The sequence below is a fragment of the uncultured Ruegeria sp. genome, assembly GCF_947497005.1.
GTDB lineage: Bacteria > Pseudomonadota > Alphaproteobacteria > Rhodobacterales > Rhodobacteraceae > Ruegeria.
The window spans coordinates 1-15,488 of record NZ_CANMFF010000013.1 but is presented as its reverse complement, the minus strand read 5'-3'; the positions used below and the strand labels follow the sequence as shown (position 1 = coordinate 15,488).

Genomic DNA, 15,488 nt, shown 5'->3' with positions numbered 1-15,488 from the left:
ATGGAAAAATACGCCTTCAAGATGAAACTCAACCCGGGCTGCAGGGATGAATACGAAAAGCGCCACGATGAGATCTGGCCAGAGCTTGCCACGCTGCTGAAAGACGCAGGCGTGTCTGACTATTCGATCCATCTGGACGAAGAAACGAACATTCTTTTTGGCGTCCTCTGGCGCACCGACGACCACAAAATGGATGCCTTGCCCCGCCACGAGATCATGCAGCGATGGTGGGCGCATATGGCGGACATCATGGAAACCAAGCCCGACAACGAACCCGTGGCGGTGCCGCTGACGCCCGTCTTCCACATGCCATGACCCCCCGGCACGTCGCCGTCATCGACATCGGCAAGACCAATGCCAAGCTTGCGCTGGTCAATGCGACTGACATGTCCGAAGTGGAGGTGCTGACTCGGCCTAACATGGTTCTCGCCGCTCCACCCTATCCGCACTTTGATGTTGAGGCGATCTGGCGCTTCCTTCTGGACGGGTTGGAGCAGTTTCAGAAGGCGCACGGCGTAGATGCCATTTCCATCACGACCCACGGGGCGTCTTGCGCCCTGATCGCGCCAGACGGCGCGCTTGCTGCCCCGATCCTCGACTATGAGCACACGGGCCCTGATGATCTGGCCGCGGCCTACGACGCCATCCGCCCGCCCTTTGAGGAAACCGGATCGCCAAGGTTGCCGATGGGTCTGAACCTGGGCGCGCAGTTGCATTGGCAATTTGAGCAGGACCCCGCGCTTCGCGAACGCACCGCCACCATTGTCACCTATCCGCAGTACTGGGGGCGTCGCCTGACAGGCGTGCCGGCCAGCGACGTGTCGTCCCTTGGTTGTCACACGGATCTGTGGAATCCGTCCATGGCGCACTATTCTTCGTTGGTCGAACGGTTGGGCATATCTGAAAAAATGGCGCCCGCGCGCAAATCTGCGGAGGTCCTCGGACCCGTGTTGCCGCAGGTCGCATCGCAAACCGGCCTGCGCTTTGACACGCCGGTGCACTGCGGCATCCACGATTCAAACGCATCGCTTTTGCCACATGTACTGACCCGAACCGGGCCGTTTTCCGTCGTTTCGACCGGGACATGGGTCATTGCAATGACCATCGGCGGCGAAGAAGTAACTCTGGAACCTTCGCGTGACACGCTTCTTAACGTCAACGCACTGGGTGCCCCGGTACCCTCCGCCCGTTTCATGGGGGGACGCGAGTTCGAGTTGGCGATGAACGGTCAAACCACTCAATGTGCAGAGCAATTCCTTGACCTGGTCGCGAAAGACGGCCCCATGCTCTTGCCCGCAATGGTCCCGGACAGCGGACCGCTTCAGGGGCAAAAACACAGCTGGATGGGGTCAGAGCCTTTGCCCGGAACCCAGGAACGCGCGGCGGCGGTGAGTTTTTACCTCGGATTGATGACCGCGGAATGCCTGTCGCTGACCGGACACAAGGGCCCCATTATCGTCGAAGGTCCATTTGCCAGGAACAAAGGCTTCGCCAGTATGCTCGCCGCGGCGACAAACTGCAGGGTCGACGCGACCGTCACCGCAACAGGGACGAGCCAGGGAGCCGCCCTCTTGGCAACAGGCGCACTCCCCGAGCGCGCGGCCTTCGACGTCGAAACCTATTTTCACAAGACCTACGTGAGCTACCAACGTTACGCGAACAGTTGGCACAGAGCCGCAAAAGCAGGCCTGGAAGCACGCCCATAGGATACCCTATAGCGCCGCGAGTTCAGGGTGGTGATAGGCCTCAGGGTACGACATTGGCTTGAATGGCCCGTTGGGCACAACGCTATTCCAACTGCGCCCAAAATACCCCTGGCGGCAGTGTACAAGAGACCCTGCCTCCGCAATTCCGGGCAGCGCATATACACGGCAAAGCCAACGCCACAAGTATGGGTAATCCAGGATCCTCGCACCGTTGAGCTTCATCCGCACATAGTAGACGGGATCGTGGCGATAGAGCGTCGGGAACAGGCGAAGATCTACTTCTGAAAAGTGGTTGCCTGTCATATAGCGCCTGCCATCTGAGAGATGCTCCTCCAAATATTCGAGTGTCTCAAAATAGGCGTCAAAGGCCGTTTTGTAGATCGTTTGATCAGACGAAAACCCGGCCTTGTAGGCACCATTGTTAATCGTCGTGTAGATCCGTTCGTTCAAGTCGTGGAATTGTTGATGCAACTCTTCGTCTGGATAAAGCCTGACGCGTTCCGCTGCCGGGATTGTGCTGCCAAGAGAATCCGCTGCGGCGTCCAGCATTCGAACAATTTCAGCGCTTTCGTTATTAACAATAAGTCCTTGTATTTTGTCATAAAGGATTGGAAGGGATTGCTCTTCAGAGCCTTTGGCACGATAGATCTCTTTGGCAAGGCGCAGCCCTTTGCCGGTGCCGGTTTCACTGGTGCATTCCGGCAAAGTCTCACCAGTGAGAGATGCAATCCGGTGGGGTGCAAACTCCCACAGGTTTGGCGCCTCTGGATCGTCGTCGCTGGTGCGGTTTGGAAATGCAACATCCATTGTAATGCTGGTTTGCAGACCCAGCACATTGCGCGCCAGCGTGACCCTGTGACACCACGGGCAATTCAGTGCCACGAACAGGTGATAGCGATCAGGTTCTGTCGGAAACAATGGATCGCCAATGGCGTGGCGAAAACCGCTGACACCGCGCACGAATTCACCCCGTGCGCGGCGCTCGTTGACAGCAGTTTGGTCTTCTTCTGTAGATGTGTCTGTCATGACTTCAGCATCATCCTCTGAGCCGGTGATGCAAGATGATTGGCACCGCCAATTCTTCTTCATCGCTGAGATGCCGCTTCAGGAACGCTTCAATCGTATTACTTGTCGCATGGAGATCTCCGGCCTCATCGTAAGCTTGCGCCTCATCAAGCGCGGATAGCTTAATCACACGGTTCGCTGTCCGGGTGAAGTCACTCAGTACCTTATCCAGATTGAAGTGGTCCTGTTCCAGTAACTCAAGTCCCAGATCAAAGCGTGGATCCGCAGCTGACAGTTCAGGGAAATAACTGTGATCTTCCCAGCCGTGATGACCTTGCAGGTTCCCAACCAGGTTGCCGCCATAGTAAGACAGCCGCCCCACGTAGTCGTCCAACCCCACCTCCTTGCTCAAAACCCCTTCTGTATCCAGGCGAATACGTTCCGCAATACGACGGAACATCTCATGCGCGCCGAGCCAATGCTTGGTTTTTTCTTTGAAACATGGATGGGCTTCCCAACTGTCGCGGGGGTATTGGTCCAAGAGAAACCGCATTTCCTGAGGCATGTCGTCTTGGCGGATGGCATATGTGTCGAGCATCGGTGGTCTCCTTTCAGGCCAAAGATGGGAGGTCGGACATCTGCTCGCCAGTAGCGAGAATGCACAGTCACTATGCGGCAGCGAACCCCCGCGAAGTCGATGCTACGCAAACCAGCTGTCGCGCGATTCAAAGTTGGGACGTCTTGTCGATTGAACCCGGGCAGGCTGTCACGACCAAAGGAGCGAGTTAGGCCTGTAGCAGCCGAACACTTGCGTATGCATCGCGTAAGAGCGCGGGCGATACTCCCAGCATCGCGCATGAGTGGCTGCTCGGCTGCCCCGAAGCAGACTTTGTACCCAGACTGCATTTGCTGTCTCGTTTGCTCCGAGCCGCAGATTTCAGAGAACGCGGTTGTAATTCGGTTTCAAAGTCTCCGCCACTAGGGTTCGCTCCAGATTTGCCGATTCCGTTCCCAAATTTTCTCACCTATCAAGCAGTCATAGGCATTGGTCGAATTGTATTGCGCAGATCTGACGTATTCGAACGCCGGTGCCGACGCGATTTCCAGCACCAATTTTCGGCGCACAGCCTCTGCGAAATCCTGCCAGTCAAGCACCGGAATCACAAAAGAGCCAGGCCCGCCCGTCACGCAATTCTTGTAATAGACATCGAGGTCGTCGAGATGCCATTGGCTGCCCAAACCCTCGCGGGTCATCAGCGGTAACCCGTTTATGGTGATCAACTTTGATAGCACGGTTTCACGGGCTCGGAGTACCGGGCGCCCCAGATTGTTAGGCCCGTCGCCTGAAACGTCGATCACCTTGCGCAGGCCTTGGAATTCGTTCTCTTCAATCATCGCGGCACCAAAGATCAGCGCTTCAGAGATTGAAGTTCTGCGCAGTGCGGGATCGAAACGCGTGGTAAGGGCGCGCGCAAACCCTTCAAGATCAGCTCGCATTTCCACAAGTCGCCAGTCAACAACCACTTTTTGCGTGCCGGCCCACTCTACATATGTCACAGCGATCCTTTGCAATAGGCCCGACTGAACGGCCGCGAAAACCTCGTCAGACTGCAAGGCTGCGGCATAGCCCTGTCTCTGAATCTCGAGTTCTCGCTTGGTCATGGATCGAGAGACGTCGACTAGAAGAACAAGCTCTAAATCAACTTCCGTCGCCTGTGAGACGGCAGGTATGCCTAAGAGAAATGCAGATGCGAAAATAGTCAGGAGTGTCTTTCGTAGCATCTTTCAACGGGTGGTGCGCTGGATCTTTAAGTCAAGCCACAAACGCATGAGGACGTGGTTGATTAGGAAAAGTAGATTCAAAACTTGAGGGAAAACGTCTGCCATAACAAGCATCAAAGCCAATCACGGCGAAACTACGATCTCAGCCCCAACCGGACATTCAAAGCAAGACTTTGCAATTCCGGCTTCGCGGACAAACCGGTCGTTCAAAAATGGTAGGTGAGCGTCCGGATTAACGCGTCGATGATAACGTGATTTGCCGGCGGAAGCCAGCAGGTGAGAGGCCAATTTCCCTCTTGAAAACGCGTGCAAAAGCAGAATCCGATGCGTACCCAGCACGTTCTGCGGCATCCGAAACAGAACTTGATGGGTCAGTAAGACACTGCTTGGCGATCTCCAGCCGCCAAGCTGTAACATACTGCATTGGCGACATCGCCATCTTTTTCTGAAACTGAACCGCAAAGTTTGTTCGTGACATGCCTGCAATGCGCGCCATTGTTTCTATTGTCCAGGTTGCGCTTGGATCCTTGTGAAACGCGTCAAGAGCCCGGGCCAGATGGTGATCAGAGAAACCGTTCAAACCCCATTTCGCGGATTCGTCACTTTCCACAAACGAGCGTATGGCCTGCGCAAGAATGGCTTCTGACATCTTCAAAGCAATGAGATCGCCGCCCAGTCGAAGACCCCCTGCCTCATCTCCGATCATGCGCAGTGTCGCCTCCATCCATTTTCCAGCGGTTTCCCCGTAATTCCTGAGGTGAATGATCGGTGGCAGGCGTTCTAACAGTATATGTTTTGCATGAGGGTCGAATGAAAAATGGCCGCATATAAGTTGCGTGTCACGTTCATCCCCGTCGCCGCCGTAAACCAGAACCCCAGTGCCTGTGTATCCCGACCGTTCGATGACCGTGTCCAGAGGCAAAACCGCATCTCTTGTTTCAGCCGCGCAGTACAACTTGTGTGACGTGCCATGCGGAATAATCAACAAATCGCCCTGTTCCAGCGCCACCACTTTTTCATATCCCTTAACTTCGACCAGGCAATTGCCTCTATGGGCAAAATGAAATCGGGCGACGTTTTCGAACTTGGGAACTTCAATCCCCCAAGGGGTGGTCAGCGAAGTTCGAAAATAGAGCGCGCCTCGAACAGACAGTTTCGTGAGGATATCGCTAAGCAGGTCAAGCATACATTTCCATGGCAGTATTTAGCGCTTTTGTACAGTAGCTTGAACGATCTGCACGACAAATCGTACGTCCCCGCATATATCTCACTTCCCGGTTCGGATTACTCCTATTGCCATCGTAACACTCAGTGGAGTCTCCGAAATGAAGAAACTGATTTCCGCATTTGCTGTGGCACTTGCCATGACTGGCGCTCAAGCCTCTGCGCAGGACGTCGCCGAGATGAGCGATCTTGAATACGCTCACATTGCCTATACGGCCGACAACATCGACATTCGATATGCCTATCTGGCGCTGGCTTTGTCGTCGAACCCAGACATCCATGAATTCGCAAACACGATGATCCGCGACCATACTGCCGTGAACGAAGCGGCCCTGGGCTTGCTCGACAAATTGGGCGCGTCAGCACAGGACAACGCGTTCAGCCAGACGCTGAATGCCAATGCCGAAGAGATCATCGATGGCTTCGTCAAGCTGCGTGGCGCAGAATTTGATGCCGCTTATGCAGCCAATGAATTGGCCTATCATCAGGCGGTGAATGATCTGGTGGAGAACACAATGATCCCCAACATCGACAATGCCGAGGTGAAGGCTCTGTTCGAGCAGGGTCTTGAAATATTTAAAGCCCATGAAGGCCACGCCGAAATGATGGTCGAGGCGCTACAGTGATGGGAAAAACCCATTCACGCCGTCGTGTGATGGTTGGAGCGGCTGCATCGGCAGCCGCTTTCGCTTTAACTCGAACACGGGCCCGGGCGGCAGAACCCGTAGTCCACGAAGTCAGGATCAAGGCATTCGCATTCACGCCAAAGCTTCTGAACGTTTCTGTTGGTGATACCATTCTATGGACCAATGAGGATCTGGCGCCCCACACCGCGACAGCCGATGAGTTCGGGTGGGACACTGGGGAGATAGTGAACGGTGTCAGCGCCAAAATTGAGGTTACTAAAGACATGGAAACAAAATATTTCTGTGTTTTTCATCCACACATGAAGGGAGCAATTGTGATTATGTGATTTGGCTCAATGGATCGGAATATGAACGAAAGCGGACATTGATGCAGATCGCAGCATATGGCACATCGGGCTCTTTCCAGACCTCAGGGACGGCGCAGAATCTTGCTATTATGTGATCGGGTCAACGTCGGGTTGTCGCTCCGGGAGGGAATGGCGGATCGGAGGATCAGTCATGGAAACACCAAACTTACCGGCCATTCGCGCTCTTCGTCTGGCCTGGAACCAAGGCCGCATTGTCGGCCAGAAGTGACCGCTTAAACCGAAACATGTCTGGGCGATCCGGGTCCGACTTGAGTTAGCCGAAAACCATCGCGACCTCGCACTGTTCAATATGGCAATCGATAGTAAGCTATGCGGGTGCGATCTGGTAAAGATGAAAGTCATCGATGTCATGGCGTCAGGTCAAATCAAGGAGCGCGCTTCGGTTCTGCAAAGCAAGACACAGAAGCCGGTGCGTTTCGAGATCTCCGAAGGAACGCGGGCTTCTGTCAAAAGATGGATGGAGGACGAGATCATGGTCGGTTCGGAATACTTGTGGCCAGGACGTTTCCATGAACGACTGCACATCTCTACCCGTCAGTATGCCCGGATTGTTCGGGATTGGGTGACGTCCATCGGTTTAGAGGCGAGTGCGTATGGCACGCACTCGATGCGGCGGACTAAGGTTACACAGGTTTACAAGAGGACCGGAAATCTGCGCGCGGTTCAGCTCCTTCTTGGACACACTAATATGGACAGCATTGTTCGGTATCTCGGCGTCGAGCTTGAGGACGCCTTGGCTATTGCTGAAGCCATTGAAATCTAAAACTAATGGGCCGCATTCACTGGCGGCCTACAGCCGACATTCAGCAGCCAACCGAGATGCTGCAGGTGCCCCCGCTTTGCCGCCATTCGCTGCACCGGCAAGTTGGGAGGCCTGTCAAACTCAAAGATTGCGGAACCAAGCAGCTGTTTATCGCGGCCCTGCTAATGGCCGCTTTGGTGAAATCTTGGATACATGAAGTAGATTCAGCGTTGAAACTCACCGTCGGACAATTCTCGAACGCAGCTCAGTAAGGCGATCGAGTATCGCGAGGTTTCGTCTTTCAACCGAAACAACGGCACGGATACGCTGACTGCGGCAATTGGTTGGGCGTTTTCATCAAGGATGGGCGCGCCAAAACATGCAATTCCGGTTTCGTTCTCCTGACTGTCAAAAACGAACCCCTGCGCACGACATTGCTCGATTTGGTCGCGCAGTTTGATTGGATCCGTGGTTGTGAACGGGGTGATAGGCTCCAGAGTCGCATTTTTCAGGAAGGCGGCAAGTTTTTCTTCCGGCAAAGCCGAAAGGTAGGCTTTGCCGACTCCGCTGGAGTGAAGCGGGACAAACGTGCCTATGGTCGAGTTCATGCGCACTGTCTCAAGGCTTTCGATCTTGTCAATATAAACAAGCCCCTCACCACTTGGCACGGCGAGATGTACGGTTTCGCACGTCTGATCCCTGACGCGAACCAAGGCATCCCGCGCCCTGTCACGAATGTCAGACTTGGTCAGCGCAGAACGGGCAAGATTGATCAGGCGCGGGCCGGGTTTGTAGCTTTTGTCCTTTTGCTGCACGATCAGCCCTTCGGCTTCCAAGCCATTTAACAACCGATAGAGCGTTGGGCGCGTAAAGGCGCATTCATCCAGAAGTTCGGCCATAGTTGGCGGGTTTCTGCGGTCGCAAATATGCTGCAACAGTCCGATGCTGCGCGCAAAGCTTTGGGTTCCCTGGACCGGTTTTGCCATTCTTACCTCTCCGATTGACGGGGCGTCTTGACAGTGTATCTTCCATATGTTGAGCACAGTGTCCATATTGTGGAATTGATAAAATGATCGCAATGGGTAGGAGTCGAAATGCCACTGACCGAAACTGACGAAAATCCGCGCGTGCCATACAAGCATCCGATGCCGCAGGATGCCTTACCCGAGATTGTGATCCCTGACGCGCTGGCCGAAGATGATCCGCGCATGTGGGTACAACAGGCTGAGCACGTTTTTTTCCGCCCGCTCTGCCTGAATGTCTCGCAAGGTTACTGGATGAACTTGCTGAAAGTCACCAAATCCGGTGTTTTGTCGCGCCACCGCCATGCCTGCCCGGTGCATGGTTTCGTGCTGAAGGGGCGCTGGCACTATCTTGAGCATGATTGGTTTGCCGAAGAGGGCAGTTATGTATTCGAACCGCCCGGAGAGACCCACACGCTTGTTGTGCCCGATGATGTCGAGGAAATGATCACCTATTTTCAGGTTAACGGGGTGATGTACTACTGCGATCCCGACGGAAATCACCTGGGCTATGAGGACGTGTTCACTAAGATCGATATGTGCCGTGCGCATTTCGAAAAGGTTGGCCTTGGCGCTGACTACGTGAAAAATTTTATCCGGTAAGACATCATGAGCAATGTAACCTATGACTTCGCAGGCTGTACCGCCGTTATCACCGGCGGGGCAGCCGGGATCGGAGCCGAAATCGCACGCCACTATGCAGCTGCCGGCGCCAACGTGGCGATCTGGGATCTTTCAGAACCAAATGACGCCCCCGAAGGTGCAATCGCTTGCAAAGTGGATATCAGCCAACCAGACCAGATTGCCTCAGCAGTTGCAGAGACCAGAAAAGCCTTCGATGGCATTGATTTTCTGTCTCACAATGCGGGTTTCTCCGGTCCAACACTTCCGGTCGTGGAAAACGATCCGGCGGTCTGGGCCCGCGTAATTGAGGTCAATCTGACCGGAACTTTTTACTTGGCTCATGCCATCGTTCCCGTGATGCAGGAGACTGGCTTTGGTCGGATCGTCAATATGGCCTCGCTAGCAGGCAAAGAAGGCACGCCTAACGCCTCGGCCTATTCGGCGTCCAAGGCAGGCGTCATCGGTTTCACCAAGTCGCTTGCCAAGGAGTTGGCGCAGACTGATATTCGCGTCAATTGCATCGCTCCTGCTGCCATCAAGACGTCGATCCTGGATCAGATGACGCCAGATTTCGTGCAGATCATGATCGACAAATCCCCGATGAAACGCCTCGGTTGGGTTGAAGAGGCCGCGCGCATAGTGATGTGGCTAAGTTCCGAAGATTGCACATTCAACACTGGCGCAGTCTTTGATCTCTCAGGTGGAAGAGCGACCTACTGATGGCGCACGTTCGCAATTTTACGCCTGGCCCCGTGGAAGTGGCTGCAAATGTGTTGGCGGCACAGCATGGCCCCCAGGGCCTGCATGTTGGTCCCGAGTTTTCACGAGCTTACGTGCGCGCGACTGAAAATCTGAAGCCTGTTTTTGGAACCAGCGGGTATGTCGGGATCATCCCGGGCTCTGGCACATTGGCCAATGAAATGGCGATCCGGGCGATGCTTGACGAGGGACAGACGGCATTGATCCTGGATGCGGGCTATTTCAGCAATATCCTGAAAAAATCTGTTGAATGCGGTGGGGCGACCGCCGTGTTGATGCCTGTGCCCGAAGGGCAGCCGGCGGACCCAGAGGCCGTGCGTGCGGCGCTGTCTCAGCGGAAATACGACCTCCTCTGTTTTACCCATGTGGAAACTTCAACCGGATTGCAGCAACCGGTCGAGGCCCTCGCCAAAGTCGCCTCAGATGCGGGCGTACCCGTTATGGTCGATAGTGTCAGCGCACTTGGCACATCTTCTGCCCAAATAGATGACTGGGGGGTGTCGGTGATGACGGCGGCCTCGCAGAAAGGGTTGGGCTCTGTACCGGGGGTCGGGTTGATCGCCGTTGCAGATGAAGCCTGGGATCGGATCGAAGCGAAACAGTCGCCGCGCGGTGGCTTCACGGATGTAATCCGATGGCGGGATCAATACGACGCCGCAAGAAATTGGCATCCAAGCCTGACAACCATGCCTGTGGCGGTTGTTCATGCGCTGGACGTCGCGCTGGATGACATGCTGAACACCCGCTACGCCCGTCACGCCGAGGCACGCGATTTCTTATGCAACGGTTTGAAACGTCTCGGTCTGCGAGCGCAGATCCAAGCAAACGCCCGCGCCGCAGGAGTCACCGCGATCAAAACCGGCGACCGCTTCGCGTCATCCGAACTGGTGACCTATCTGATCGCCGAACATCAACTCCGCATTGCCGGAGGTTTTGGCACAAATAGAGAAGAAGTGTTCCGAGTGGCGCATATGGGCGAAAACGCACAGATCGACGCGATGAAATCTGTGATTTTGGGCATCGAAAGCTTTTTGTCTCAGCAGGTTTAGAGACGACGTAGAAATCGGCGAAAGCCTCTTTAACCCTTCCATGATGTACACTGAAGCCGTTATTCACACACACTGCGGCGTTGGTTGCTCTGGGCCCGTTACGGCTATCGAGTACATTGCAGTATCGACCGAAAGGTCGACCCGCGCAATTGTTAACGACGGCCCAGAGCCGACCTCGAGCACGGTCTTCAAATGCTGCGGTCGCAGCCCGCATTCCGGATTTTAGCTGCAACCGCAAAATCGCGATCAATTTGGAGGTCTGGACCGCGGACAATGCTGACGTCTTTCGGCCCAGATGAATTATGTAGAAATGGTCAAACCGAGAACTCTACTGGTTTCAGCGCCAAGCCTTGTAGCAACTAACTTCATTGAGCTGTCCGGCGCTCTTTTTCCGGCCAGAATTCATCCACCACGACATATGCGATGATTACAAAGAAGGCGGCGCTGGCAACTTGCAATACTCGAGTGATGCTCTTGACGTCAGCCTCGTCTGAAAACGGTGCAACCGACCCGCCATATACGATCAGGGCTGTTGTAATAGCAGAGCCGGCAGCGGCGGCGAGCGGGGCTTGAGATTTACCGAGTGCTCCGAGTGTCAGGCAAAAGAAAAAACACAGCAATATGGGCGTCAGAATAACCGGAGCTATTACGTTTATTTCATAGCAAATGATGGATACTGCCGCCCCAAGCAGGTTTGCCGTCAGCATAGCTTTTGCAACCGTTTTACCCGCGGCAGGCATCGCTGCAAGTTGTTGGCTCAGCAGCGCGACAAAGAACAGAACAAGCAATGCAGACGCGCCGGAAACAAAAAACGCCATAGCAAAAGGCACTGTGACAAGAGACATCCTGACTATTCGGCGATGTGGGTCGAAACTCGGCTGTGATACAGCTTTTTTTTGAGCCGCCGTTTGAGGCTCAGCGGGTATCAACACGAACATCAGTGTCGATGCGAAGCCTGCGAACAGCAGGTTCAACGGTATCCAATACACGAGCACCAAAGCCAGGTCCTGTGATTGCAAAACCAGGTTCGGAATCATCAATGCGCCCATGAGAGCTATGACACCGGGTAAAACTCCGGCGCCCGAAACGGACCATATGAAAGACAGGATTATTCCAATGGCCACCAGAATGAGAAACACAAGCGGATATGGTGAGAAAATTGACGACAACAGGAACGAAATGAACATCAATCCAATAGAGAAGACAAACAGCTTAGCAAATGCTGCCATAGGCAATGCAGCAGGTGCTTGTAGGAAAAGGGCGGCGAACACTGCCCCAATGACGGCGAGGGGCCACCCAAGAAACAGGCCCAGTGAAAAGACGCCGGTAACACCCAGCGCAAGCCGGGTAACAGAGCGTTGGTCCTCAATACGCATAGGACAGAATTGAAACCATGCGGATGTAGGTACGGCCTACGAGGTTCAGCAACGAGTTGTCGCTTAGGTACATGATCACATCGGCTTGTCCATTCAGTTGAAAGCGAAGGTCATCTTCGGTGCTTCCGGCTTCATAGCCAGGTAAAACGATCCTGACTGGGAACCTCTCAGGCTCGCGCAAAAAACCTTTAGTGCTTGGCGGGCTCGCCAATTGCCCTGGCACATCACCGCCGCTTAAGGATACGGCAGCACTAAAGCTCTCAATGACGCCCGGAACAATTTGACCTGGATGCATATCTAACACCACGTCAACCGGAGAACCTATCGAGGCTCTTCCAAGGTTGTTCTCGGTAAAATAGGCCTCGATCCAGACGTCAGTTGCGTCCAGAAACGTCAACAGATCCTGACCAGATCGCGCATATGTTCCGGGTGCTATCAGCAAATTAGAGATGACACCTGTCGCCGGAGCACGCAGTTCAGTCCACTCAAGGTTAAGCTCTGCATCCGCCAAGGCTGCCAACGCGCGCTGGATTTTAGGGTTTTCAATCCCGTCGTCACCAAGCCTCTGTTTTGCTTTTTCTAGATCCGCTTTTGCGTTCTCATAGTTTGCCTCGGACTCTGCCAGTTGCCCTCGGGCGTCATCGGCCTTTGAGACGGCAATCAATCCTTTCTTTTCAAGCGCAAATACCCGTTCCGTTTGGATGCGCATCGTATCCAGATCGCTCTGCGCCCTTGCGAGCTTGGCTTGTGCCGCTCTCACCTCTGCCGAAGATGCGCCCACTTCTTGAGTAGCTGCTTCCAGGTCAGCTTCCGCCTTGTCGCGCTGAATCTCATAGGGTCGAGGGTCGATCCGAACGAGGACATCTCCGGCTGAGACAATCTGACCATTTTCGACCAAGACTTCTGTCACAGTTCCGGTCACCTGCGGAACGATCTGGGTCGCCACGGCTTTCACTCTGGCATTTCCCGTAAACGGCGTTTTTCGATCAGCAACTAAATACCACACAAGAAAAACCAGAATGACAGCCAGTGTCGACCAAATCGTTTTCCTCATTTTGCCGCTCCTTCAACGGCGTCATCGGCTTCTGGTGAAACGTCGATCCAGACCTTGAACAATTCATAGAAGACGGCAAACAGAACCGGGCCCATGAAAATTCCGATCAAACCATAGGCCATCATGCCTCCGAGAACACCAATGAGGATTACAAGCATGGGTGTCTCAAGGCCCTTCGAGATGAATACAGGTCTTAGGAAGCTATCCATTATGGTCACTGGAATTGCCAGTATGGTGAATATCAACGCTGCACCACCGGACATGGAGCTCCAAGCGTAGATGATCACCGGCAATAGAACCAAGCCTGGCCCGATCTGGATAATTGAAAGGATCAGGCAGATGAAAGCGAGCGTGGCGGCCGAGTTAATCCCGAACAGCACCAGCAAGATCCAAACGACGACCGCCTGAATGGCAGCCACCCCAATCACGCCTTTTGTCACATTGCGGATAGTGGCACCCGCCAACGTGACGAATTCACCACCGCGAGGAGCAAATACGCGATTGGCGAATCGTTGGAGGCCTTGGACCAGGCTTGGCCCGGGGCTGAACAAGGCACCCATTATCAATACGGACAGAGCAAGGCCGAGCAGCCCAATTCCGATTCCGAGTACCTTTCCAAAGAGGGATTTGGTGATCTCAAGAATTTGCGCGCCGTATTTTGCTAGCGCACCATCCAGGTTCCGTTCAAACATTCCCCACACGTCGGAAATCTTGCTTCCGATCAGCGGTAATTCCTTGAGACCCTCGGGCGCGGGTGGAATTTTCAGTTCACCCTTGTCTGCCTGTTCCGCAAACTCGGCACCTAATTCTGCAGCTCCAGACACCGCAGTTGCGACTGGCCCCAGGGTCAGAACAAGGCCCAACAAAACGATAATTGTTGTGGCAAGTTTCTTTCGTCCTCCCAGCTTGGATTGCAGCCAATCAAATGCCGGGTAAAGCGCGACGCTGAGTATCGTTGCCCAGATAACCACACTTGCAAGCGGGGCCACCATGACCAAGGCGCTGTAGAGGAATAATCCGAGAAAGAGCAATCGTATCGCAAGGTCGACAATCTTCGCGTCTTGGGTCTTTTCCATTCCATCCCTCCACTACATGCTTTCCGAACATTACACTCAAGAAACGCAATATGTATATACTCTAGAACTTATGGCGGTCATCTATCAGCTTGAAGACACGAATGAATCCGGGCTAAGTTTTGTGGTGCCCAGCCAAATCAATGCCTGTACATGGCCTCAGTTGGCTCAATTGGGTAATAACTATTTGTCCGCTTTTTTGTCGTCTTGGGACAAGATTGTATCTGCCACTGTGGTCGCGGCGGTCACGAATACGCCGAGCCCCACAATGATGTATACCATCGTAAAGATCTTCCCCGCCGCGGTTTCAGGTGAGAAGTCACCAAACCCCACGGTCGAAATGGTCACGACAGAAAAGTAGATTGAGTCGAGCCAACTCCAACCCTCGACGAAGTGGTAAAAAACCGAGGCCCACAAGATCATTCCAATTGTGAAGGCAAGAATGCCTTTCACTCTACCGTCTTTGAAAGCGATGCCCATCCCACGTGTTATTCTGGTTAGTGAGTTCATCGTGTCCTCATCATTTAAAGAATTCACATATAGCAGTAATTGTATGAATGTAGGAAATCGAAAAATTCGGGCCACCAGTAGTTCGAGAAGTGCTCAATGCCGAATAGTTCACCGCAACCGAGCAAGCCCAGATCGTCATCAACCGCTGGCTCAAGCTGCACAATCATACCCGCCCTCACCAGGCACTCAACATGCGTCCACCAGTATCGGGAACCATATTAGAAAAACGCCAAACCAGTGGCGCAGATACAGGGGGCTAGACAACTATGCTTCCGAAAAGCGGCTTCTGCTTTGGGCTCGGGATATGCTCATTACCCCTGTACGTGACTGTCGCTTGTAGTGTCGCTAAGAATTGTCATTTTAGATGAGTCGGGTTTTTTACCTCGGGAGGTGACATGTCGAAGAACAAACAAGAAGAGCCGTTAATTCTGTTAATTGACAAGTGTTGGTATGACAGACCTATTGGGGGTTGACCTGCCCCCCGAAACTTCCCTCGCTCTGATGTAGAGTTTGCTCAACTTTTCGAAGGAGCAAACGAATGCGAAAG

At 53.8% G+C, this 15,488-nt stretch carries 17 protein-coding genes and 1 pseudogene; 9 read left to right on the top strand and 9 right to left on the bottom strand.

What is annotated here, in order from left to right; genetic code table 11:
- Together rhaM and Q0816_RS17505 are read left to right on the top strand one after the other, a co-directional pair.
- The gene (gene rhaM, locus Q0816_RS17510; RefSeq protein ID WP_170682743.1) at nt 1-315 is read left to right on the top strand and encodes an L-rhamnose mutarotase; all 315 of its coding nucleotides are present in this window, start codon (nt 1-3) and stop codon (nt 313-315) included.
- Nucleotides 312-1,706, top strand: coding sequence for an FGGY-family carbohydrate kinase (locus Q0816_RS17505; protein ID WP_298852978.1), 1,395 nt, complete (start codon nt 312-314; stop codon nt 1,704-1,706). The genes rhaM and Q0816_RS17505 overlap by 4 nt, the downstream gene beginning before the upstream one ends.
- Nucleotides 1,707-1,712: 6 nt before the next feature.
- Here the strand turns inward: Q0816_RS17505 and Q0816_RS17500 are convergent, their stop codons facing one another.
- From Q0816_RS17500 to Q0816_RS17485, 4 genes are all read right to left on the bottom strand, one after another.
- Nucleotides 1,713-2,732, bottom strand: coding sequence for a glutathione S-transferase C-terminal domain-containing protein (locus Q0816_RS17500; RefSeq protein WP_298852976.1), 1,020 nt, complete (start codon nt 2,730-2,732; stop codon nt 1,713-1,715).
- Between the two features lie 10 nt (nt 2,733-2,742).
- Nucleotides 2,743-3,309 carry a hemerythrin domain-containing protein gene (locus Q0816_RS17495; RefSeq protein WP_298852974.1) on the bottom strand — a complete coding sequence of 189 codons (567 nt, stop codon included), beginning with the start codon at nt 3,307-3,309 and terminating at the stop codon, nt 2,743-2,745.
- Nucleotides 3,310-3,689: 380 nt separating this feature from the next.
- Nucleotides 3,690-4,493, bottom strand: a complete 804-nt coding sequence (locus tag Q0816_RS17490; protein WP_298852969.1) for a DUF1194 domain-containing protein — start codon at nt 4,491-4,493, stop codon at nt 3,690-3,692.
- 232 nt (nt 4,494-4,725) lie between these two features.
- Entirely contained in the window at nt 4,726-5,679 is a 954-nt protein-coding gene (locus tag Q0816_RS17485; RefSeq protein ID WP_298852967.1) for an AraC family transcriptional regulator, read from the bottom strand.
- A gap of 139 nt (nt 5,680-5,818) precedes the next feature.
- On the opposite strand from Q0816_RS17485, the gene Q0816_RS17480 reads away from it, so the two are divergent.
- The 3 genes from Q0816_RS17480 to Q0816_RS17470 all read left to right on the top strand — a co-directional run bounded on the left by Q0816_RS17480 (nt 5,819) and on the right by Q0816_RS17470 (nt 7,495).
- Nucleotides 5,819-6,343 carry a DUF4142 domain-containing protein gene (locus Q0816_RS17480; protein ID WP_298852965.1) on the top strand — a complete coding sequence of 175 codons (525 nt, stop codon included), beginning with the start codon at nt 5,819-5,821 and terminating at the stop codon, nt 6,341-6,343.
- Nucleotides 6,343-6,690 carry a cupredoxin domain-containing protein gene (locus Q0816_RS17475; protein ID WP_298852963.1) on the top strand — a complete coding sequence of 116 codons (348 nt, stop codon included), beginning with the start codon at nt 6,343-6,345 and terminating at the stop codon, nt 6,688-6,690. The genes Q0816_RS17480 and Q0816_RS17475 overlap by 1 nt, the downstream gene beginning before the upstream one ends.
- A 277-nt stretch (nt 6,691-6,967) precedes the next feature.
- Nucleotides 6,968-7,495, top strand: a complete 528-nt coding sequence (locus tag Q0816_RS17470) for a tyrosine-type recombinase/integrase (RefSeq protein ID WP_298853209.1) — start codon at nt 6,968-6,970, stop codon at nt 7,493-7,495.
- 203 nt (nt 7,496-7,698) lie between these two features.
- On the opposite strand, the gene Q0816_RS17465 is transcribed toward Q0816_RS17470, so the two are convergent.
- Complete coding sequence (locus Q0816_RS17465; RefSeq protein WP_298852961.1) at nt 7,699-8,460, bottom strand: IclR family transcriptional regulator; 762 nt, start codon at nt 8,458-8,460, stop codon at nt 7,699-7,701.
- Nucleotides 8,461-8,568: 108 nt separating this feature from the next.
- On the opposite strand from Q0816_RS17465, the gene Q0816_RS17460 reads away from it, so the two are divergent.
- The 3 genes from Q0816_RS17460 to Q0816_RS17450 are packed head-to-tail and all read left to right on the top strand — an operon-like array spanning nt 8,569 to nt 10,928.
- Entirely contained in the window at nt 8,569-9,099 is a 531-nt protein-coding gene (locus Q0816_RS17460; RefSeq protein WP_298852959.1) for a 2,4'-dihydroxyacetophenone dioxygenase family protein, read from the top strand.
- 6 nt (nt 9,100-9,105) lie between these two features.
- Nucleotides 9,106-9,840, top strand: a complete 735-nt coding sequence (locus Q0816_RS17455; RefSeq protein WP_298852958.1) for an SDR family NAD(P)-dependent oxidoreductase — start codon at nt 9,106-9,108, stop codon at nt 9,838-9,840.
- Entirely contained in the window at nt 9,840-10,928 is a 1,089-nt protein-coding gene (locus Q0816_RS17450) for an aminotransferase class V-fold PLP-dependent enzyme (protein ID WP_298852956.1), read from the top strand. The genes Q0816_RS17455 and Q0816_RS17450 overlap by 1 nt, the downstream gene beginning before the upstream one ends.
- A gap of 365 nt (nt 10,929-11,293) precedes the next feature.
- On the opposite strand, the gene Q0816_RS17445 is transcribed toward Q0816_RS17450, so the two are convergent.
- From Q0816_RS17445 to Q0816_RS17430, 4 genes are all read right to left on the bottom strand, one after another.
- Complete coding sequence (locus Q0816_RS17445; RefSeq protein ID WP_298852954.1) at nt 11,294-12,304, bottom strand: DUF2955 domain-containing protein; 1,011 nt, start codon at nt 12,302-12,304, stop codon at nt 11,294-11,296.
- Complete coding sequence (locus Q0816_RS17440) at nt 12,294-13,358, bottom strand: HlyD family secretion protein (protein WP_298852951.1); 1,065 nt, start codon at nt 13,356-13,358, stop codon at nt 12,294-12,296. The genes Q0816_RS17445 and Q0816_RS17440 overlap by 11 nt, the downstream gene beginning before the upstream one ends.
- Nucleotides 13,355-14,434 (bottom strand): AI-2E family transporter, encoded by a 1,080-nt coding sequence (locus tag Q0816_RS17435; RefSeq protein WP_298852949.1) that lies wholly within the window; start codon nt 14,432-14,434, stop codon nt 13,355-13,357. Before Q0816_RS17435 ends, Q0816_RS17440 begins: the two co-directional genes overlap by 4 nt.
- Before the next feature lie 180 nt (nt 14,435-14,614).
- Entirely contained in the window at nt 14,615-14,941 is a 327-nt protein-coding gene (locus Q0816_RS17430) for a potassium channel family protein (protein ID WP_298852946.1), read from the bottom strand.
- Between the two features lie 119 nt (nt 14,942-15,060).
- Between Q0816_RS17430 and Q0816_RS26120 the strand changes: the two are divergent.
- Nucleotides 15,061-15,201 (top strand): annotated as a pseudogene (locus tag Q0816_RS26120) (integrase core domain-containing protein); the annotation flags it as partial.
- Nucleotides 15,202-15,488: the final 287 nt, after the last annotated feature.